The sequence below is a fragment of the Erwinia papayae genome, from assembly GCF_058241465.1.
This window is the reverse complement of the sequence record NZ_JBZCHT010000013.1, coordinates 606,895-628,718: the sequence shown is the minus strand read 5'-3', so window position 1 is coordinate 628,718 and position 21,824 is coordinate 606,895. Positions and strand designations below refer to the sequence as shown.

Sequence of the window (21,824 nt, the reverse complement as noted above, 5' to 3'; positions counted from 1 at the left end):
CGCACAGGCTCACGACAAATTTTTCTGCAAATGGATAAGTAGCCTGTCAATCGCACGATAGCTCAGAGCTTCATGCAAATGTTCACGCTGTATCTTCTCTTCACCAGCGACATCAGCAATTGTGCGGGCGACCTTCAGTATTCGTTGCCATGCGCGAACTGATAATCCCAGGCGGTTCAACACCTCCTCCAGCCACCGGGCATCTCCCTGAGAGATATGACAGACCCGTTTTATGTCATCGGGTCCGAGGGACTGATTGATGATCCCTGAGCGCGCAAGCTGCCGCGCACGCGCTTCATGTACCCGCCTGCGCACCGTTTCACTTGATTCACTACAAGTGGGCGTATTGCTGAGCGTGCCCGGTGGCAGAAGAGGAACTTCCAGCGATAAATCAAAACGGTCCAGAAAAGGTCCTGACAGACGACTCAGGTAACGCAGTGTCTGCTGTGGCGTGCTGCGATTATGGGGACCGCTGTAATGTCCGGTGGGGCTCGGATTCATCGCGGCGACTAACTGAAAACGAGCAGGATAAATTACTCTGGCTCGTGCCCGAGAGAGACATATTACGCCTGCTTCGATAGGCTCCCGTAAGGCATCCAGCGTTTTACGCTCAAATTCTGGTAATTCATCCAGAAACAGGATGCCATTGTGCGCCATAGAAATTTCCCCTGGTTTTGGTAAAGATCCACCACCAACCAGAGCATAACGGGAAGAAGTATGGTGAGGCGCTCTGAAAGGCCGCTGACGCCATTGTCTCTGTATATCCTCGCCATTGACCAGACTGGCAATGGCGGCGCTCTCCAGTGCCTCATGATCGCTTAAAGGGGGCATCAGACCAGGAAGCCGACTGGCCAGCATAGTTTTACCCGTGCCCGGAGGTCCAATTAACAATAAGTTATGTCCTCCGGCTGCGGTAATCTCAAGTGCTCTTTTGGCCTGCTGCTGCCCAATAATGTCGAGCAGATCGCCCTGCCTGAAGAAGGCAGCCTGGGGAGGGGAGTGAGCTGACTTTAGTTCTGCCTGATTGTTGAGAAATGCACAGACTTCCAGAAGTTCGGCACTGAGCAGGCAGCTTCCATGTTGTAGCAGCCCAGCCTCTGACTGATTATCACTGGAAAGGATCAACTTTCGCTTAGCCGCAATAGCGGCCATTGCAGCGGGAATGGCGCCCTGAACCCCCCTGACCGCGCCGGTCAGGGCAAGTTCCCCCAGAAATTCATATTGCCCCAGCTTGTCTGAGGCGATTTGTTCTGATGCGGCCAGAATGGCGATGGCAATTGGCAGGTCATAACGTCCTCCCTCTTTAGGAAGATCTGCGGGTGCCAGGTTGACCGTAATACGCCTGGCCGGAAAAGTGAATCCGCAGTTGATAAGCGCACTGCGTACACGTTCACGTGCTTCCTTGACTGTCGCTTCCGGCAAACCGACCAGGGCAAGGGCAGGCAGACCATTGCTCAGATGGACTTCAACAGAAACCAGAGGTGCTTCCACACCAATGGCCGCACGGGTATAAGTCATGGATAACATCAGACGCTCCTTATTAGAGCGAAGTGTGCGATGTCTGGCTTGAAGATTCGATGCGGAATTAAAAACTGTTGCAGGCTGCGCGCAAACATTCCTTCCCGAGCGCTCCGGATTACAACAGATTACAGAGAATGATCGCAGATTATGAAAATTGTCTGCATGGCAGCAGACCATATACCGTGGAAAATGAATAATTTTCAATATTGAGGTTATTCCCTGAATACCCTTTGGTTTTACCGAAATTTTAAGGATTACCTTAAAATAAAATGATTAAAAAAGTTGAATGTCGGCAGCAAACTGTGATAACTCTGTAGGTATTACATCGTTAAAGCGAAATTACCAAACACAAATGAAAGCCCTTCTACGAGTTCTAAGCCTGGTCGTCATTAGCGTCGTCGTGATTATTATCACGCCGTGCGGGGCTACGCTCGGAGGAAGAAAGGATTAAAAATCAAGCCTGATTTCGAAAGAACCCCCGCACCGAAAGGTCCGGGGGTTTTTTTTCGGCAAGGTATTAATGACAGAGGATTAGGAAATGAACAGTAGGATTAAATGCTGCATTTCCCGGCCAGAGGCGGGGAAATAACTATGAATGGTGCACAGTGGGTGGTTCAGGCATTGCGTGGGCAGGGAGTTGAAACAGTTTTTGGCTACCCCGGTGGAGCAATTATGCCCGTCTACGACGCGCTATACGACGGCGGCGTTGAACATCTGTTGTGCCGTCATGAGCAAGGTGCGGCTATGGCTGCTATTGGTTACGCTCGTTCAACAGGCAAAGTGGGGGTCTGTATTGCGACTTCCGGGCCGGGCGCAACCAATCTGATTACCGGCCTTGCTGATGCGTTACTGGACTCTGTTCCGGTGGTTGCAATTACTGGGCAGGTAGCCGGAGGGCTGATTGGTACCGATGCTTTCCAGGAAATTGACGTGCTGGGCCTGTCACTGGCCTGCACCAAGCACAGTTTTCTGGTGGAATCGCTCGAAGAGTTACCTACGGTGATGGCTGAAGCATTCGCCATCGCTCAGTCTGGCCGCCCGGGTCCGGTGCTCATTGACATTCCAAAAGATATACAGCTGGCTTCAGGCGATCTCAGTGCGCACCTTATTCCGGTTGAAGATGAGGTTGCGCATCCTCACTAGCAACTGCAACAGGCTCGTGCAATGTTGGCTCAGGCACAGAAGCCCATTCTGTATGTAGGAGGTGGTGTTGGCATGGCGAATGCCGTTGAGGCGCTGCGAGCATTTGCCAGAGAAACCGGCATTCCTGTTGTTGCCACCCTGAAAGGTCTGGGTACACCGGATGCAGAGGATGTCTGCTATCTGGGAATGTTAGGAATGCATGGCACCAAAGCGGCTAATTTTGCCGTGCAGCAGTGTGATTTGTTAATTGCCGTGGGCGCCCGTTTTGATGATCGTGTCACTGGTAAGCTGAACGAGTTTGCACCCAATGCCAGCGTCATCCATATGGATATCGATCCTGCCGAACTGAATAAGCTGCGCCAGTCTCATGTTGCCCTGCAAGGGGACCTCAATAAACTGCTGCCCGATCTGTATCATCCGGTAAACATCGCCGCCTGGCGCGAACATGTCCAGGGTATGAAAGCGGAACACGGCTGGCGTTATGACCATCCGGGGGATGCTATTTATGCTCCTCTGTTTATTAAGCAATTGTCCGATCGCAAACCGGCCAGTGCGATTGTGACCACCGATGTGGGTCAGCATCAGATGTGGGCTGCTCAGCATATGCGCTTCTCTCGCCCGGAAAATTTCATTACCTCCAGTGGTCTGGGTACGATGGGCTTCGGCTTGCCAGCAGCCGTAGGTGCGCAGGTTGCTCGTCCGCAAGACACGGTAATCTGTGTCTCCGGTGACGGTTCTTTTATGATGAACGTGCAGGAACTGGGAACCATCAAACGTAAACAACTTCCGGTAAAAATCGTTCTGCTGGATAACCAGCGTCTTGGGATGGTGCGGCAGTGGCAACAGCTGTTTTTTTCAGAGCGTTACAGTGAAACCAATCTGTCCGACAATCCCGATTTCCTGATGCTGGCAAGCGCTTTTGATATTCCAGGCCAGCGTATCACCCGTAAAGACCAGGTTGATGCTGCATTAGACGCCTTGTTGCACAGCGAAGGTCCTTACATGCTTCATGTCGCCATTGACGAACATGAAAACGTCTGGCCTCTGGTACCGCCGGGCGCAAGCAATGAAAATATGATGGAGAAAATTTTATGATGCAGCATCACTTGTCTATCGAAGCGCGCTTTCGTCCGGAAATACTGGAGCGCATTTTACGTGTCGTTCGTCACCGTGGCTTTCGGGTGTGTACCATGAATCTGGCTTCAGCGGGCAATACCGACAATGTTAATATTGAAATGACCGTTGCCAGTCAGCGCTCAGTCGATTTACTGTCAACACAACTTAACAAACTCATGGATGTCGCGAACGTCCAGATCCACCAACAGACAACACAACAAATCCGCGCCTGAGCGTGAAAGGAAATAAGAATGACGAAGAAAGCCGACTTTATCTGGTTCAATGGCGAGATGGTTAAGTGGGAAGAAGCAAAGCTCAGCGTGATGTCCCACGCACTGCATTATGGTACTTCTGTTTTCGAAGGTGTCCGTTGCTATGACTCGCACAAAGGACCTGTCGTCTTCCGCCATCGTGAACACATGCAGCGCCTGCGTGATTCTGCAAAAATCTACCGTTTCCCGGTCAAACAAAGCGTGGATGAGCTGATGGCAGCCTGCCGTGAGGTACTGCGTGTCAATAACCTGAAAAGTGCTTACATTCGTCCTTTAGTGTTTGTTGGAGATGTGGGGCTTGGCGTTAACCCACCAGATGGCTACAGCACCGACGTGATTATTGCTGCTTTCCCATGGGGAGCCTATCTGGGTGCCGAAGCGCTGGAGCAGGGGATCGACGCGATGGTTTCATCCTGGAACCGTGTTGCACCCAATACGCTGCCAACCGCGGCTAAAGCCGGGGGAAATTATCTCTCTTCTTTGCTGGTAGGCAGTGAGGCACGTCGCCACGGCTACCAGGAAGGTATCGCCCTGGACACCCACGGTTATATTTCCGAAGGCGCAGGTGAGAACCTGTTTGAAGTGAAAGATGGCGTCCTGTTTACGCCGCCGTTCACTTCATCTGCACTGCCAGGCATTACCCGTGATGCGATCATTAAGCTGGCGCAGGATATGGGCATCGAAGTTCGTGAGCAGGTACTGTCGCGTGAGTCGCTGTATCTGGCCGACGAAGTCTTCATGTCCGGTACTGCAGCCGAGATCACCCCGGTTCGTAGCGTAGACCGTATTCAGGTTGGTGAAGGTAAACGCGGTCCGGTCACTGCCCGTATTCAGGCTGCCTTCTTTGGCCTGTTCACCGGCGAAACTGAAGACAAATGGGGCTGGCTGGATCCGGTTAACCCACAATAACGACATTTTGCGGGCGTCATTTGACGCCCGTGTACTATCTGATTCTGGAGTATGAGCATGCCTAAGTACCGTTCCGCCACCACCACTCATGGCCGTAATATGGCGGGTGCCCGTGCCTTGTGGCGCGCCACCGGAATGACCGATGATGATTTCGGCAAACCGATTATTGCCGTGGTTAACTCGTTCACCCAGTTTGTGCCGGGACACGTGCACCTGCGTGATTTGGGTAAACTGGTCGCCGGGCAGATTGAAGCCTCCGGTGGTGTGGCTAAAGAGTTCAACACCATTGCCGTGGATGATGGTATCGCGATGGGACATGGCGGCATGCTTTATTCCCTTCCTTCACGTGAGTTAATCGCTGACTCCGTGGAGTATATGGTCAACGCCCATTGTGCTGATGCGATGGTCTGCATCTCCAACTGTGACAAAATCACCCCCGGAATGCTGATGGCTTCTCTGCGTCTGAACATTCCGGTGATTTTCGTTTCAGGTGGTCCAATGGAGGCCGGTAAAACCAAACTTTCCGACAAAATCATCAAACTGGATCTGGTTGATGCGATGATTCAGGGGGCAAACCCAAACGTCAGCGACGCTGACAGTGAGCAGATTGAACGTTCGGCCTGTCCAACCTGCGGGTCATGTTCCGGGATGTTTACCGCCAACTCCATGAACTGCCTGACCGAAGCATTGGGTCTGTCGCAGCCGGGCAACGGTTCACTGCTGGCCACCCATGCCGATCGTAAAGACCTGTTCCTTAATGCCGGCAGGCGCATTGTCGGTCTGGCAAAACGTTATTACGAGCAGGATGACGAGAGCGTATTGCCTCGCAGTATTGCCAACAAAGCCGCTTTCGAAAACGCCATGACGCTGGATATCGCGATGGGTGGCTCAACCAATACCGTTTTACATCTGCTTGCTGCGGCGCAGGAAGGTGAGATTGATTTCAATATCTCCGATATCGACCGTTTGTCCCGCAAAGTTCCGCATTTGTGCAAAGTGGCACCCAGCACCCAGAAATACCATATGGAAGATGTCCACCGTGCGGGTGGCGTCATCGGTATTCTCGGTGAGCTGAGTCGTGCGGGGCTGATGGACAACAGCGTCAGAAACGTGCTGGGTCTGAGCCTGCAAGAGACGCTGGACAGCTATGACATCATGCTGACCAAAGATGACGCGGTTAAGAAAATGTTCCGTGCGGGACCCGTGGGCATTCGTACTACCCAGGCATTCTCGCAGGATACCCGTTGGGAAACGCTGGATGATGACCGCCAGGAGGGCTGCATTCGTTCCCGTGAATTTGCCTTCAGTCAGGACGGCGGTCTGGCGGTTCTTTACGGCAACATCGCTGAAGACGGCTGTATTGTGAAGACCGCCGGGGTGGACAAAGACAGTCTGACCTTCCGGGGACCGGCCAAAGTTTATGAAAGCCAGGATGATGCCGTTGCCGCTATTCTGGGCGGTAAAGTGGTAGCTGGCGACGTGGTGGTGATTCGCTACGAAGGACCAAAAGGTGGGCCGGGTATGCAGGAAATGCTCTATCCCACCACCTATCTGAAATCGATGGGTCTGGGCAAGAGCTGCGCATTAATCACCGACGGACGTTTCTCTGGTGGCACCTCCGGGCTGTCTATTGGCCATGCTTCTCCGGAAGCAGCGAGTGGCGGCACTATCGCACTGGTGAAGGACGGCGATATGATTGATATCGACATTCCGAATCGTGGCATCAAACTGGATGTGCCTGACAGCGAACTGCACGCCCGGCGTGAGCAGGAAGAGGCGCGCGGCGAAGCGGCTTACACGCCTCATGATCGTCAGCGTCAGGTATCGTTCGCGTTGCGTGCTTATGCCTTGCTGGCTACCAGCGCAGACAAAGGTGCGGTCCGTGATAAGAGCAAGCTGGGAGGCTGATAAACATGGCTGAATCTCAACCGCTGCCCGCCGAGCCTTGTGGCGCGGAGTATCTGCGAGCGATCCTTCGCTCGCCGGTGTATGAAGTGGCGCAGATTACCCCGTTGCAGAAGATGGAGAAGATCTCATCCCGTCTTAACAACATCATCCTGGTAAAACGTGAAGATCGTCAGCCGGTGCACAGTTTTAAACTGCGCGGGGCTTACGCGATGATGGCAACGTTGAGTGAAGAGCAGAAAGCGCGCGGGGTGATCACTGCCTCAGCGGGCAATCATGCTCAGGGTGTGGCGCTGTCGGCGACCCGGATGGGCATTAAATCCCTGATTGTGATGCCGGTGGCTACCGCTGATATCAAAGTGGATGCGGTGCGGGCGTTTGGCGGTGAGGTTTACCTGTTTGGTGCCAACTTCGATGAGGCAAAAGCAAAGGCGATCGAACTGGCTGAACAGCAGGGATACACCTTTGTGCCGCCTTTCGATCATCCGATGGTGATTGCCGGTCAGGGTACGCTGGCGATGGAGCTGTTGCAGCAGGATGCGCACATCGACAGAATCTTTGTCCCGGTCGGCGGTGGCGGACTGGTGGCTGGCGTGGCGGTGCTGATTAAACAGTTGATGCCACAAATCAAAGTCATCGCCGTCGAGGCGGAAGATTCCGCCTGTCTGAAAGCGGCACTGGATGCGGGGCATCCTGTAGATTTGCCTCGCGTCGGGCTGTTTGCTGAAGGGGTGGCAGTAAAGCGCATCGGCAGCGAAACCTTCCGTCTTTGTCAGGAATATCTCGATGACATCATTACCGTGGACAGCGATGCTATCTGCGCGGCAATGAAGGATCTGTTTGAAGATGTGCGGGCTGTAGCGGAACCTTCTGGTGCGCTGGCGCTGGCCGGGATGAAAAAGTACATTCAGCAGCAGCAGATCAGGGGCGAACGTCTGGCACACATTCTGTCCGGCGCCAACGTTAATTTTCACGGTCTGCGCTATGTCTCTGAGCGTTGCGAACTGGGTGAACAGCGTGAAGCCCTGCTGGCAGTGACCATTCCGGAACAGAAAGGCAGTTTTCTGAACTTCTGTCATCTGCTTGGCGGTCGTTCCGTCACCGAGTTTAATTATCGTTACGCCAACGCTGACAACGCCTGTATTTTTGTCGGCGTGCGCCTGACACGCGGGCTGGAGGAGCGGGGCGAAATCCTGAAATTGCTGGATGAAGGCGGCTATAAGGTGGTCGATCTCTCCGACGATGAGATGGCAAAGTTGCATGTTCGCTACATGGTGGGTGGACGTCCGTCGAAACCCCTGCGCGAGCGGCTGTTCAGCTTTGAATTCCCTGAAGCCCCCGGTGCGCTGTTACGCTTTCTGCAAACCCTGGGCACACACTGGAATATTTCGCTGTTTCATTACCGCAGTCATGGCACCGACTATGGTCGCGTGCTGGCCGGTTTTGAGCTTGACGAAAACGAACCACAGTTTGAAGAGCATCTTCAGGCGCTGGGCTACGACTTTCATGATGAAACGGCTAATCCGGCGTTCAGTTTTTTTCTTGCTGGTTAGCTACATCAGGCTCCAGAAAGCATTAATCAGCGGCTCATCGAGCCGCTTTTTTTGTACGCAAATACCCAGTTCAAACGGCGCGACCATCTCAACATTTTCCAGTTCCAGAATCCGCTTACGCACCGGTTCCGGGCTGTTTTCCAACACCACGTCCGGCAGCAACGCGATACCACATCCCAGTGCCACCATCGACACAATCGCTTCATGCCCGGAAACCGTGGCATAAATCAATGGATTGGCAATGCGACGACGACGAAACCACAAATCAATTCGCTGTCGTGCCGGTCCCTGGTCAGGCAGGATGAAGGGGATTTCTGACCAGTCAGGTTCTGGCTGAGTGGCCTGGCTGCGAACCGGGCACGGCAGCGCTGGTGCAATCAGCACCAGTGGGATCAATCCCAAAGGGGTAAAGCTGATACTGGAGGGCAACGTTGCGGGTCGTCCGGCAATGGCAATGTCGGCCTCGGTACTCTGTACTTTCTCTACCGCATCAGCGGCATCGCCAGTGGTGAGCTTGATTTCAACCAGAGGATGCTCAGCACGGAAGCGGTCAAGAATGGGAGGCAGGTGACTGTAAGCCGCCGTTACCGAGCAGAACAGCCGCAGTTCGCCGCTGAGTGACGGGCCGTTCTGGCCGATGACATGGCGCAGTTGCTGATAGTGCAGCAGTGTTTGCTGGGCAAACTGACGCAGCTGTTCCCCGGCATCGGTTAACGTGACGGTACGGTTATCCCGCAGAAACAGCGCCTGTCCCAGATCTTCCTCCAGCCGCTGGATTTGTCGGGACAGCGTCGAAGGACTGACATGCATTGCCCTGGCGCTTCGGCCAAAATGGCGGCTTTCGGCCAGATTCAGAAACAGTTTCAGATCGCGTAAATCCATATTCCGGGAACCTCATTTCAGCGTTGCATTTTCTGCAATATCACGTTGTTAATATATCAATTTAAGCAATGCATTTCCTGTCATATGATAGGGGTTATGCAGAGTGAGCCGCTGGCGGTGTCACTGACTACGATAAAATCAAGACAATCTTATACGGAGTACCCATGGCTAACTATTTCAATACTTTGAACCTGCGCAACCAGTTAGCGCAATTAGGTAAATGCCGCTTTATGGCGCGTGATGAATTCGCTGATGAAGCTAGCTACCTGAAAGGTAAAAAAGTCGTCATCGTTGGCTGTGGTGCTCAGGGTCTGAACCAGGGCCTGAACATGCGTGATTCTGGTCTGGATATCGCTTATGCCCTGCGCGCAGAAGCCATCGCTGAAAAGCGTGCATCATGGCGTAAAGCGACCGAAAACGGTTTCAAAGTCGGGACTTACGAAGAACTGATCCCGCAGGCTGACCTGGTGGTTAACCTGACTCCGGACAAGCAGCACAGCGCTGTGGTGCAGGCTGTTCAGCCGCTGATGAAAGACGGTGCGGCCCTGGGTTACTCTCACGGCTTCAACATCGTTGAAGTGGGTGAGCAGGTGCGTAAAGACCTGACCGTGGTGATGGTTGCGCCGAAGTGTCCGGGTACGGAAGTGCGTGAAGAATACAAACGTGGTTTCGGCGTGCCAACCCTTATTGCGGTGCATCCGGAGAACGATCCGAAAGGCGAAGGTATGGCGATCGCTAAAGCCTGGGCTGCGGCAACGGGTGGTCATCGTGCAGGTGTACTGGAATCGTCCTTCGTCGCCGAAGTGAAATCTGACCTGATGGGCGAGCAGACCATCCTGTGCGGTATGTTGCAGGCGGGCTCTCTGCTGTGCTTCGATAAGCTGGTGGCAGAAGGTACTGACGCGGCTTACGCGGAAAAGCTGATCCAGTTTGGTTGGGAAACCATCACCGAAGCGCTGAAACAGGGCGGGATCACGCTGATGATGGACCGTCTGTCCAATCCGGCAAAACTGCGTGCTTTTTCCCTGTCTGAGCAGTTGAAAACTATTATGGCTCCGCTGTTCCAGAAGCATATGGATGACATCATCTCTGGTGAATTTTCTTCCGGCATGATGGCTGACTGGGCTAATGACGATAAGAAATTGCTGGGCTGGCGTGAAGAAACCGGTAAAACGGCGTTTGAAACGGCACCACAGTTCGAAGGCAAAATTGCCGAGCAGGATTACTTTGATGAAGGCGTGGTGATGGTTGCTATGGTGAAAGCAGGCGTTGAGCTGGCCTTCGAAACCATGGTTGATGCGGGCATCATCGAAGAATCAGCTTATTACGAATCCCTGCATGAGCTGCCGCTGATTGCCAACACCATCGCCCGTAAGCGCCTGTACGAAATGAACGTGGTGATTTCCGATACCGCAGAATATGGTAACTACCTGTTCTCTTATGCGGCGGTTCCCCTGCTGAAAGAATTCATGACCACTTTGCAGGCGGGCGACCTCGGTAAAGCGGGTGCAGCTTCGTCAACGGTGGATAATGCCCAGTTACGCGATGTGAACGAAGCGATTCGTCACCATCCAATTGAAGCGGTAGGCCGCAAACTGCGTGGCTACATGACCGACATGAAACGTATTGCGGTCGCAGGTTAATCTCTCTTGCAGCTGGTCAGTGATGGCCAGCTGCCTCTCCTTCTCTCCCCCCTTATGCAGTTGCCAGAAAACGGCGGGCAAGCAGGCACCAGTAGGCTGCCGCAGGAATAATTAACTCGTCATTAAAGTCATAAGCAGGGTGGTGAAGCATCGGGCCTTCTCCTGCACCGATCATCAGATACGCCCCTTGCGGATTCTCGTCCAGCATAAAAGCGAAGTCTTCACTTCGTGTCAGTGGCGGTGTATCTGTGCAAATCAGGGATTCATCGACCAGTTCTCTGGCAACACTGATGGCGAATGCCGTCTCCTCAGCAGCATTAAACAGCACCGGGCAGCCGTTAATGTGCCTCACCCTCGCGGTGGTGTTTACCTTTTTCGCCTGGGCGTGTACCTCATCCTCAATACGATGCAGTAACTGCTCGCGGCGCTGTGGATCAAGCGTTCCGACGCGAAGTTTCAGCCGTGAAAGTTGGCCTGGATTACCCTCGGACTGAATTTCGCCGGAGATAATAGTGGACGGCCCGAAGAGTGACGCCTTTCTGACAATAAAAGTTTTGATCTGAGCGGCAGTCAGAGAGGCATCGGCCTGGCCGCCGCTGGCGCTTATTTCAATATTCAGGGTATCGCAGGAGGCCATCATGGCACCGGACCTGAAATGAAAAGCGCCTTCGGACAGCCCCGGCATGGTATGCAGGGCAAACACAGCATCACAGGGGAATTGTGCAAACAGCCCCTCTGCAAGCATCACTCTGCTACCATACAGTAGCTCCGCCGCTGGCTGGAAAATCAGATGCAGGGTGCCGTCAAATGATCGATGCTCTGCCAGATATTCGGCGGCACATAATAAAATGGCGACATGTCCGTCATGACCACAACCGTGAAACTTTCCGGCGGTTTTACTACTCCAGGCTTTGCCGCTCTCTTCCTGTAGCGGCAGCGCATCCATCTCTGCGCGTATCGCCAGCACTTTGTCTCCTGTACCCGCCCTGAGCGTAGCTATCACGCCGGTGGTGTCCGGTTGATGACTGATGCTGAAACCCATTTTTTCAAGCTGTGAAGCCACTAAATCACGGGTGCGAAACTGATCAAAACCGATTTCAGGGTGCTGGTGTAGATCACGACGGAATGCCACCCAGCTGCTTTTTCTCGCCGCAAGGGCCTGATGAAGCGGATGCATAACTCTCTCCTTGTGTGCAGATAAAACGGCGATCCGGCCGTTGCGATAAAATATAACTTATTGAAAATTATATTTTTAATCTTGTTTAACACTATAAATATGCCGAAGCCTGCCGGTCAAACCTAAAGGTCATTTTTCGCTGCGGAAAGGGAGGGCGTTCATAAATTAAGCAGAAGGGGAGGAGAGAACGGGCGGGTTTATCGTGGCTTAAAAGGCTAACCACCGATATGAGGTTGCAGGAATGTCAGCCGGTTGATGACCTGCTACTTTCCTGCAACGTAAAAAGGGCCTGATCAGTTACGGTACAGTACCTTAATAATGTGGTAGCCAAACTGCGTATGCAGTGGGCCATAAGGCGTGATAAGTGGGCATGAAAACACCACCTTATCAAAGGCCGGGACCATCGCCCCCTGCTTGAATTCCCCCAAATGGCCGCCTTTTTTGCCTGACGGGCAAATGGAGTGCTTTTTGGCTAATTTTTCAAAATCAGCGCCCTGCTCCAGTTGAGCCAGAATGTCCTGCGCCTGTTTCTCTTCTTTAACAAGGATATGGAGTGCTGCTGCGGTTTTTGCCATGTTCGTACCTTGAGTCATAGGGATGCGGCTGGCTATACTAGCACGCTGTGATTTCTTTCCCCCTGTCATTTCATTGAGTGATTTCCCCTATGCGTCTTAATCCTGGGCAGCAACATGCCGTCGAATTTGTTACCGGACCGTGTCTGGTGCTTGCCGGAGCGGGTTCAGGAAAAACGCGTGTTATTACCAATAAAATTGCGCATCTGATCCGTGAGTGTGGCTATCAGGCGCGGCATATTGCTGCGGTGACGTTTACCAACAAGGCCTCGCGAGAGATGAAAGAGCGCGTGGCGCAAACGCTTGGACGCAAGGAAGCCCGGGGTCTGATGATCTCCACTTTCCATACGCTGGGGCTGGAAATTATCAAAAAAGAGTATGCGGCGCTGGGGATGAAATCCAACTTTTCCCTGTTTGACGACCAGGACCAGCTGGCATTACTGAAAGAGCTGACCGAACCGTGGCTGGAGAATGACAAGAATCTGTTACAGCAGCTGATTTCAACCATCGGGAACTGGAAAAATGATCTGATGGACCCGTCCCGCGTTGCCGCCACGGTGACCTCAGAACGCGATAAGATCTTTGCCCATTGTTATGGTCTCTATGACCGGCATCTCAAATCCTGCAATGTCCTGGATTTTGACGATCTGATCCTGCTGCCTACACTGTTGTTTCAGCGCAATACCGAGGTGCGCGAGCGCTGGCAGCAGCGCATCCGCTATCTGCTGGTGGATGAGTATCAGGATACCAATACCAGCCAGTATGAGCTGGTGAAATTGCTGGTGGGCGCGCGTGCGCGGTTTACCGTGGTGGGGGATGATGATCAATCCATCTACTCCTGGCGAGGTGCAAGACCGCAAAACCTGGTTCTGCTGAAAGAGGATTTTCCGGCATTACAGGTCATCAAGCTGGAACAGAATTACCGCTCCTCTGAGCGGATTCTGAAAGCGGCCAATATTCTGATTGCGAATAATCCACACGTTTTTGAAAAGCGTCTGTTTTCAGAGCTGGGCTACGGTGCGGAGCTGAAAGTGGTGACCGCCAATCATGAAGAGCACGAAGCCGAGCGGGTCACCGGCGAGCTGATTGCCCATCACTTCATCAATAAGACTGGCTATAAAGATTACGCCATTCTCTATCGCGGTAACCATCAGTCGCGTGTTTTTGAAAAGATGCTGATGCAGAACCGTATCCCTTACCGCATTTCTGGCGGCACGTCGTTCTTTTCCAGACCGGAAATAAAAGATCTGCTTGCCTACCTGCGCGTACTGACCAATGAGAACGACGACAGCGCTTTTATGCGCATCGTTAACACGCCGAAGCGTGAAATTGGCCCGGCAACCTTACAAAAGCTGGGCGAGTGGGCGCTGCAACGCAACAAGAGCCTGTTCAGCGCCAGTTTTGATCTGGGCTTAGGGCAAACCTTAAGCGGGCGGGGTCTGGAATCGTTACAGCGTTTTACCGTCTGGCTGCGTGAGATTGCCGTTCTGGCGGAACGGGAGCCGGTCAGCGCAGTGCGTGATTTGATCCGTGGCATCGATTACGAAAGCTGGCTGTTTGAAACCTCTACCAGCCCCAAAGCCGCCGAAATGCGCATGAAGAATGTTAATACGCTGTTCCAGTGGATGACGGAAATGCTTGAGGGCAGCGATATTGATGAACCCATGACGCTGACGCAGGTGGTTACACGCTTTACGCTTCGCGACATGATGGAACGCGGTGAAAGCGATGAAGAGGCCGATCAGGTACAGCTGATGACGCTACATGCGTCGAAAGGGCTGGAGTTTCCCTATGTCTACCTGGTCGGTATGGAAGAGGGATTGCTGCCTCACCAGAGCAGCATTGATGAAAATAATGTCGAGGAAGAGCGCCGTCTTGCCTATGTCGGCATCACCAGAGCACAAAAAGAGCTGACCTTTACCCTGTGCCGCGAACGTCGCCAGTATGGCGAGCTGGTGCGGCCGGAACCGAGCCGTTTTTTACTGGAGTTGCCACAGGACGATCTCAGCTGGGAAACCGAACGCAAAGTTGTCAGCGCGCAGGAACGGATGCAGACCGGACAGAGCCGCGTCGCTGGCTTGCGGGCGATGCTGGATAAGGCGAAAAATAACGCCTGACCTGCTTTAACGGGTGGTTGGCCACTGACAGAGGATTGCTCAAATACCTGCTTTCAGTGGCCCGACTGCCACTTCCTGTTGCCCCAGCCCCTTTTGTTATGCCATCACCGCCGCCCCCTTTCCCGGACGATTATTTCGACAATTTATTATCACAACCGGGAACCTGATTACCCAGGCTACCACCTAAACCACATCGCGATAATTGTGGGCCTTCAATCCCCTCCATAACCAATGATCAGGACAGATCTCAGCTTCTTGTAAGGGTTTATTATGATGATTCAAAACAGAGTGACGGGTTTGTCCACGCCGACTTTTTCTGAAAGCGCGGGCAGCCAGGCCCAGGATCCGCTGAAACAGTCGTTAGCGGGTTGTCATGGTGCTGGTGGTGGTTCATTTTCTTCGGTTTCAAATTCCCCCATTTCCTATGGCAAAACCACATCGCCTGACGCCTTGCAATCAGGTGCTGCGGGAACGAACTCGGGTCAGCCAACTTTGCAGTCGGCATTAACCCAGATTGCTCAGTTGCTGCGTGAACTGTTGCCACTACTGCTCTCACGTATGTCGCAAAATAATCAATCATCTGGCACAGGCGGTGGGCAGCAGGGTAGCGGCTCGTCTTTGGGCGGTTCCGGGCAGCAGGGGGAGTGGACAGAATACGTCTGGTACAAACAATCCCATCGATTTTTCTAAATTCGCTTCGCCATCAAATAATCTTCCCGCCACCAACAGTGGCACGTCGTCATCAGACAGTATAAAAGGCACGTCGCTGGCGGCCGCGCCAGTGAGCGTTAACTCTCCGGTAAAAGAGACCTCGCTGGCGGCCTCACCCGTCACAACCAGTTCCACGTCCACTGACACCTCATCAATCAAAGGAACATCACTGGCAGCGTCACCTGTGACCACATCGTCCAGTGGCAGTACGCCAGCAAAAGAGACGTCAACAGATAGCACCACCGTCAGCGCCCCGACATCAAAGTCAGTGGCGGCTACGCCAGCAGCGGATGCGACTCACAGCGCCAGCTCGACCAGTAAGGTCTCTGCCACCAGCGCAACGTCAGAGGTTTCCTCCAGCAAAAGTACCGGACTTGCCGGCATGACAGGTTTCGCCAAAGCTGCAAACACCACCGGGGGGGCCGGGGGGAAAGTGGTGACGGTATCCACCGTGGATGAATTGCAAAAAAGTCTGGAAGGCGATGAACCAACGACCATCAAGCTCTCTAAAGATCTGTCGTCTGCTGACAAAGTCGTGCTCAAATTTGGGGCGAACAAGACTCTGGAAGGGACATCGGAAGGGACCGGATTGCACAATATCTATCTCGCCAGTGACAAAACGGCAGGTAATGATGTGTTCCAGAACCTTAATTTCACCCATGACGATCGTTATCGTGCTAACGGTGATATTCCGCTCTTTATCAGCAATGGCTCAGGATACTGGATTGACCACAACACCTTCTCCGGGACCAAAGACAAAGATGCCACCGGGCTGGATAAATTACTGTATGTCGGCGGTACGGCAGACAATGTGACACTGAGCAACTCTGTATTTAAGGACAATGAGTACGGCGTGATTCTTGGTCAGCCGGATGACTCAGCGTCGGCAAAACAAACTTACGGCGGATATCCGCGCATGACGATTGCTAATAACGTCTTTGACAATCTGGATGTGCGTGCGCCTGGTTTGATGCGTCAGGGGAAATTTGATGTCTACAACAACACCATCAACAATTTCCATCTGGGTTACACCATTGCTTCCAATGCCACGGTCCTTTCGCAGTCAAACTATTTTAATGGCGGCTATGATGTTAATGCGAAAAGCAGTGACTCTGGCGTACTGGACGATAAAGGTGATGCCGCTGGTTTTAAAGATATTGGCAGTAATGTCAGCTTTAAACAGACCTCAGCCACTACTGACTGGGTGCCAGACTACAGCCGCACAATAAAGACACCTGAAGAGGCCAATGCATATAACCTGGCTAATGCAGGGGCGGGCAAGGGCAGTTTCGCCTCTTAAGTTCTGAGCGGCCCGCCAGGCGGGCCTGCACGGATTTAATGAATGGTCAGCTGCTGCTGGACATAGCTCTGCCAGTGATACTCCTGCTCAAGCAGTTCAGCCCTTAAGGGATGTGAATCCAGCCAGCCAGCGGGCAGTGTCAGCTCGAGCGCATCACCGTTGGTATGCAGTTTAACCACGGGCAGCGTGTCATCACGACGACGGCTGGCGAGGATGATGGCCAGCCGCAGTAAGCAACATAGTCTTTCCGCCGTTTTCGATGGCAGCGTGTTTTGCTGGCTGAATAATGCCAGATCGATGCTGTTGGCCTGATTTTGTAACAGCGTTGCCAACAGTTTTTTCTGGGCTGGAGTAAAACCGGGAAGATCAAGATGACGGATAAGATAGGCGGCGTGTTGCGGGGCCTGTCTGAAATCAACGCTGAGGCCGATTTCATGGATCAGACAAGCACTGTCGAGTAACTCGCGACAGCGTTCGTCCAGTTGCCAGCTGTTGCTGACCTGCTGTGCAAAGCTTTCTGCCAGCAGGCGTACGCGATCGGCCTGCTCAGCGTCAATACTGAAACGACGCTGGATATTATGCAGCGTACGGCCACGGATATCGTGGTCTGTTGGCAGATTCAGCATCCCGTACACCAGGCCTTCACGTAGTGCCCCGCCCGCCAGCGTCATGGTGGTGATCGACAGCTCGGTAAAGATGGCGATCAAAATCGACAGACCGCTGGGGAAAACCAGCGCACGTTCCAGCGTCAGTCCTTCAATTTCCAGCTCTTCCAGCTTGCCACACTGAATAGCGCGCAGCTTAAGCTGTTGCAGTTTATTCAGTGTGATACGCTCATCCATGCCCTGCGCAATCATAATCTCCTGTAGCGCCTGCACCGTGCCGGAAGCCCCAACGCACACCTCCCATCCCTGCTCACGTAGCTGGTCGACTACCGGGCGAATTTGCTCACGGGCGGCATTTTCCGCCTGAGCGAAATTGTCTCTGGTCAGGTGACGATTGCCAAAGTAGCGTTCCAGCCAGGTGACGCAGCCCATTGGCAGACTCAGCAGCGTGGTGGTCTGTGAACCGCTGCCGGTAACCAGCTCTGTGCTGCCGCCGCCGATATCTACCACCAGACGTTTATCAGGGCCACCGGTGGTGTGCGCCACGCCCTGATAAATCAGACGTGCTTCTTCCTCGCCGCTGATGACGTTTACCGGACAGTTAAGAATTTGTCGGGCTTTTTGCAAAAAAGTATCGGCGTTGGTGGCAATACGCAGCGTCGCTGTGGCAACGACGCGGACCCGCTCTGGTGGGATATCCTGTAATTGTTCTGAGAACAAACGCAGGCACTGCCAGCCTCGCTCCATCGCCTCTTCTGACAGCTGATGATTGCCGTCGAGGCCCGCCGCCAGTCGTACTTTGCGCTTGATGCGTGCCAGGGTCTGGACATTGCCTGCCACTTCGCGCACCACCAACATATGAAAGCTGTTAGACCCTAAATCTATCGCAGCATAAAGCGATGATGCGCCTGGCATAGCTGTTTAACCTGAACGTTTGCGGTTGGTGTTGCGAGGCGCACCGCTGCGGCGATTATTATTACCGCCACGACGAGGACCGTTGCCAGAGCGATTTCGCGTCAGACGCTTTGGCGGAGGCAGATCGGTCATCAGCGCATCACTGTTGTAGCGGCTCACACTAATACTGTGGCCGATGTACTCTTCAATTGCTGGCAGGTTCAGTGCGTACTCTTCGCAAGCCAGGCTGATTGAGTGCCCGTTGGCACCAGCTCGTCCGGTACGACCAATACGATGCACATAGTCTTCGCGATCATCAGGCAGATCGTAGTTAAACACATGGGTTACTGCCGGGATATGCAGACCCCGCGCCGCAACGTCAGTTGCAACCAGAATATCCACGTCACCTTTAGTAAAATCATCCAGGATACGCAGGCGCTTCTTCTGTGCCACATCACCGGTTAGCAGACCAACCCGATGACCGTCGGCTGCCAGATGGCCCCAGATATCCTCACAGCGGTGCTTGGTATTAGCAAAAATAATGGCGCGGTCTGGCCACTCTTCTTCCAGCAACGTTTGTAGCAGCCGCATTTTCTCTTCATTAGAAGGATAAAAAAGCTCTTCTTTAATACGATGCCCGGTTTTTTGCTCGGGTTCGACTTCCACGTATTCGGCGTTATTCATATTTTCGAACGCCAGTTCGCGCACGCGGAAGGAGAGGGTGGCAGAAAACAGCATATTCAGACGCTGATTAGCCGCAGGCATACGACGAAACAGCCAGCGAATATCTTTAATAAAGCCAAGATCAAACATCCGGTCAGCTTCATCGAGCACTACAACCTGGATGGCGCCTAAATTGACGTGATTCTGTTTGGCATAGTCGATCAGCCTGCCGGTCGTGCCGATCAGAATATCAACGCCGCTTTCCAGCACTTTCAGCTGTTTATCATAGCCGTCGCCGCCGTAAGCCAGCCCGAGATTCAGGCCCGTTGCCTGTGCCAGCGGTTCAGCATCAGCATGGATCTGCACGGCAAGCTCACGTGTTGGTGCCAGAATTAACGCACGTGGCTGATTCACCTGGCGGCCGTCCGGCGCAGGGTGAGAAAGAAGATGATGAAACGTTGACGTCAGAAACGCCATCGTTTTGCCAGTACCGGTTTGCGCCTGTCCCGCGATATCACGCCCGGAGAGCGTAAAAGGTAATGCCAGCGCCTGAATAGGCGTGCAATAGTGAAAGCCTTTATTTTCAAGGGCTTCAACAACCTTTGGGTGCAGGGCGAAGTCGGAAAACTTCTGTTCGGTTAAGTGTGTTTTGCTCATAGTGTGGTAGAATATCAGCTTACTATTGCTTTACGAAAGCGTATCCGGTGAAATAAAACCAAACTCTGTTGGCATATTTTACGCCAACCAGCCAGGCATAATCTTTTGGAGTAAGACATGAGCAGCGATAAAATTGTCCATCTGACCGACGACAGCTTTGAAACCGACGTACTGAAAGCAGAGGGTTTGACGCTGGTCGACTTCTGGGCGGAGTGGTGTGGCCCATGCAAAATGATCGCCCCCATTCTTAATGAAGTCGCTGAAGAATACGACGGCAGGTTGACAATCGCCAAGCTGAATATTGACGAAAACCCAGGCACTGCGCCTAAGTATGGTATTCGCGGTATTCCAACTTTGCTGCTTTTTAAAAATGGTGAAGTGGTGGCAACGAAAGTTGGTGCGCTTTCCAAGGGCCAGCTTAAAGAGTTTCTGAACGCGAATCTGGGCTAAACAGCCTTTCCGGCGGCTGACGGTGGGTACTGATACGCCTCATCCGTCCGGCCTCCGGTATATTTTTAGAACAACCCTGGACGTTTAGCATCAGACATGCTAATTTGAATCACACTGCACGAAGAACTTACCTGTATTTGAATCTTAGATATGCTCCTTGTTGGACACTGTATACACCCTGATATTTACAGATACCCAACAACCTGGCGGTTAGTATCATCAGTATTTCGGCCTCTTGTCTGTTACCGTCTCCTCGTTTCTGATGCACGTTTTCCTGTACGTCATCGTCGGGACTTTGACAAGAAAGCCATTAGCAGGCATGGATTTTTTGCCATACCACTTACAACAAACATTTCGAGATTTACCCCGAGTTTAAGAACCCACCATTATGAATCTTACCGAATTAAAAAATACGCCGGTTTCTGACCTGATTACCCTCGGCGAAAACATGGGGCTGGAAAACCTGGCGCGTATGCGTAAGCAGGACATTATTTTCGCCATCCTCAAACAACATGCAAAAAGTGGCGAAGATATCTTCGGTGATGGCGTACTGGAGATATTGCAGGATGGATTTGGATTCCTCCGCTCTGCTGACAGCTCCTACCTCGCCGGTCCTGATGATATCTATGTTTCTCCCAGCCAGATTCGCCGCTTTAACCTCCGCACGGGTGACACCATTTCTGGTAAAATCCGTCCGCCAAAAGAGGGTGAGCGTTATTTTGCCCTGCTGAAAGTTAACGAAGTTAACTACGACAAACCAGAAAATGCCCGCAGCAAAATTCTGTTTGAAAACCTGACGCCACTGCATGCTAATTCGCGCCTGCGGATGGAGCGTGGTAATGGTTCTACCGAAGATTTAACCGCTCGCGTACTGGACCTGGCTTCACCAATCGGTCGTGGTCAGCGTGGTTTGATCGTGGCACCGCCAAAAGCGGGTAAAACCATGCTGCTGCAAAATATCGCGCAGAGCATTGCCTACAATCATCCTGACTGTGTGCTGATGGTGCTGCTGATCGATGAGCGCCCGGAAGAAGTGACCGAAATGCAGCGTCTGGTGAAGGGTGAAGTCATCGCCTCGACCTTTGACGAACCTGCTTCCCGCCATGTGCAGGTTGCTGAAATGGTGATTGAAAAGGCTAAACGTCTGGTTGAGCATAAGAAAGATGTCATCATCCTGCTTGACTCAATCACTCGTCTGGCGCGTGCTTACAACACCGTTGTACCGGCTTCCGGTAAGGTTCTGACTGGTGGTGTGGATGCTAACGCCTTACATCGTCCAAAACGCTTCTTCGGTGCTGCGCGTAACGTGGAAGAGGGTGGTAGCCTGACTATCATCGCGACGGCGCTGGTGGATACCGGTTCGAAGATGGACGAAGTCATCTACGAAGAATTTAAAGGTACGGGCAACATGGAGCTGCATCTGGCGCGTAAAATCGCTGAGAAGCGTGTCTTCCCGGCGATCGATTACAACCGTTCTGGTACCCGTAAAGAAGAGCTGCTTACCAGTTCAGAAGAGCTGCAAAAAATGTGGATCCTGCGCAAAATCATTCATCCGATGGGTGAAATTGACGCAATGGAGTTCCTCATTAACAAGCTGGCGATGACCAAAACCAATGACGAATTCTTCGATATGATGAAGCGTTCCTGAGTATTGTCGCTGCCAGAAGGTGAAGGGCGCAGCCCGTATTACTTTCTCTCTGAAGTTTAAATACACGGGCACCAGCAGTAAAACCC

General features: G+C 52.7%; 17 protein-coding genes and 1 pseudogene. 12 read left to right on the top strand and 6 right to left on the bottom strand.

Annotated elements, in window-relative coordinates:
• Window positions 1-9 precede the first annotated feature (9 nt).
• Window positions 10-1,530: a YifB family Mg chelatase-like AAA ATPase gene (locus tag AC3RPL_RS19060; RefSeq protein WP_490742093.1), complete on the bottom strand. Its 1,521-nt coding sequence runs from the start codon at window positions 1,528-1,530 to the stop codon at window positions 10-12.
• Between the two features lie 343 nt (window positions 1,531-1,873).
• Here AC3RPL_RS19060 and ilvL point away from each other — a divergent pair, with 343 nt between their 5' ends.
• The 6 genes and pseudogenes from ilvL to ilvA all read left to right on the top strand — a co-directional run bounded on the left by ilvL (window position 1,874) and on the right by ilvA (window position 8,419).
• Window positions 1,874-1,972 carry an ilv operon leader peptide gene (gene ilvL, locus AC3RPL_RS19055; RefSeq protein WP_490742092.1) on the top strand — a complete coding sequence of 33 codons (99 nt, stop codon included), beginning with the start codon at window positions 1,874-1,876 and terminating at the stop codon, window positions 1,970-1,972.
• A 140-nt stretch (window positions 1,973-2,112) separates the two neighbouring features.
• Window positions 2,113-3,759 (top strand): annotated as a pseudogene (gene ilvG / locus AC3RPL_RS19050) (acetolactate synthase 2 catalytic subunit).
• A complete protein-coding gene (ilvM, locus tag AC3RPL_RS19045; protein WP_034938976.1) occupies window positions 3,756-4,013 on the top strand; it encodes an acetolactate synthase 2 small subunit in 258 nt (85 codons plus the stop codon). Before ilvG ends, ilvM begins: the two are co-directional and overlap by 4 nt.
• 18 nt (window positions 4,014-4,031) lie before the next feature.
• Window positions 4,032-4,961, top strand: coding sequence for a branched-chain amino acid transaminase (locus tag AC3RPL_RS19040; protein ID WP_490741163.1), 930 nt, complete (start codon window positions 4,032-4,034; stop codon window positions 4,959-4,961).
• Window positions 4,962-5,018: 57 nt separating this feature from the next.
• Complete coding sequence (gene ilvD / locus AC3RPL_RS19035) at window positions 5,019-6,869, top strand: dihydroxy-acid dehydratase (RefSeq protein WP_490741162.1); 1,851 nt, start codon at window positions 5,019-5,021, stop codon at window positions 6,867-6,869.
• A 5-nt stretch (window positions 6,870-6,874) separates the two neighbouring features.
• Complete coding sequence (gene ilvA, locus AC3RPL_RS19030) at window positions 6,875-8,419, top strand: threonine ammonia-lyase, biosynthetic (RefSeq protein ID WP_261643991.1); 1,545 nt, start codon at window positions 6,875-6,877, stop codon at window positions 8,417-8,419.
• Here ilvA and ilvY read toward each other — a convergent pair whose 3' ends face one another.
• On the bottom strand, window positions 8,420-9,301 hold the full coding sequence (gene ilvY / locus AC3RPL_RS19025) for an HTH-type transcriptional activator IlvY (protein ID WP_034938970.1): 882 nt from the start codon (window positions 9,299-9,301) through the stop codon (window positions 8,420-8,422).
• A gap of 164 nt (window positions 9,302-9,465) precedes the next feature.
• Here ilvY and ilvC point away from each other — a divergent pair, with 164 nt between their 5' ends.
• On the top strand, window positions 9,466-10,944 hold the full coding sequence (ilvC, locus tag AC3RPL_RS19020) for a ketol-acid reductoisomerase (RefSeq protein WP_490741161.1): 1,479 nt from the start codon (window positions 9,466-9,468) through the stop codon (window positions 10,942-10,944).
• A 52-nt stretch (window positions 10,945-10,996) separates the two neighbouring features.
• Here ilvC and AC3RPL_RS19015 read toward each other — a convergent pair whose 3' ends face one another.
• The gene (locus AC3RPL_RS19015; protein WP_490741160.1) at window positions 10,997-12,121 is read right to left on the bottom strand and encodes an amidohydrolase; all 1,125 of its coding nucleotides are present in this window, start codon (window positions 12,119-12,121) and stop codon (window positions 10,997-10,999) included.
• A 293-nt stretch (window positions 12,122-12,414) separates the two neighbouring features.
• Window positions 12,415-12,696 carry a peptidylprolyl isomerase PpiC gene (ppiC, locus tag AC3RPL_RS19010; protein ID WP_034938966.1) on the bottom strand — a complete coding sequence of 94 codons (282 nt, stop codon included), beginning with the start codon at window positions 12,694-12,696 and terminating at the stop codon, window positions 12,415-12,417.
• Window positions 12,697-12,785: 89 nt separating this feature from the next.
• Here ppiC and rep point away from each other — a divergent pair, with 89 nt between their 5' ends.
• From rep to AC3RPL_RS18995, 3 genes are all read left to right on the top strand, one after another.
• Window positions 12,786-14,810 (top strand): DNA helicase Rep, encoded by a 2,025-nt coding sequence (rep, locus tag AC3RPL_RS19005; RefSeq protein ID WP_034938965.1) that lies wholly within the window; start codon window positions 12,786-12,788, stop codon window positions 14,808-14,810.
• Window positions 14,811-15,080: 270 nt separating this feature from the next.
• Window positions 15,081-15,500 carry a hypothetical protein gene (locus AC3RPL_RS19000; protein WP_490741159.1) on the top strand — a complete coding sequence of 140 codons (420 nt, stop codon included), beginning with the start codon at window positions 15,081-15,083 and terminating at the stop codon, window positions 15,498-15,500.
• 91 nt (window positions 15,501-15,591) lie between these two features.
• The gene (locus AC3RPL_RS18995; protein WP_490741158.1) at window positions 15,592-16,821 is read left to right on the top strand and encodes a pectate lyase family protein; all 1,230 of its coding nucleotides are present in this window, start codon (window positions 15,592-15,594) and stop codon (window positions 16,819-16,821) included.
• 35 nt (window positions 16,822-16,856) lie between these two features.
• On the opposite strand, the gene gppA is transcribed toward AC3RPL_RS18995, so the two are convergent.
• Together gppA and rhlB are read right to left on the bottom strand one after the other, a co-directional pair.
• Window positions 16,857-18,341 carry a guanosine-5'-triphosphate,3'-diphosphate diphosphatase gene (gppA, locus tag AC3RPL_RS18990; RefSeq protein WP_490741157.1) on the bottom strand — a complete coding sequence of 495 codons (1,485 nt, stop codon included), beginning with the start codon at window positions 18,339-18,341 and terminating at the stop codon, window positions 16,857-16,859.
• A gap of 6 nt (window positions 18,342-18,347) precedes the next feature.
• On the bottom strand, window positions 18,348-19,640 hold the full coding sequence (gene rhlB, locus AC3RPL_RS18985; RefSeq protein ID WP_490741156.1) for an ATP-dependent RNA helicase RhlB: 1,293 nt from the start codon (window positions 19,638-19,640) through the stop codon (window positions 18,348-18,350).
• A 117-nt stretch (window positions 19,641-19,757) separates the two neighbouring features.
• Here rhlB and trxA point away from each other — a divergent pair, with 117 nt between their 5' ends.
• Window positions 19,758-20,090, top strand: a complete 333-nt coding sequence (gene trxA, locus AC3RPL_RS18980) for a thioredoxin TrxA (protein ID WP_034938960.1) — start codon at window positions 19,758-19,760, stop codon at window positions 20,088-20,090.
• 388 nt (window positions 20,091-20,478) lie between these two features.
• Window positions 20,479-21,738, top strand: coding sequence for a transcription termination factor Rho (gene rho / locus AC3RPL_RS18975; protein ID WP_016192346.1), 1,260 nt, complete (start codon window positions 20,479-20,481; stop codon window positions 21,736-21,738).
• Window positions 21,739-21,824 lie beyond the last annotated feature (86 nt).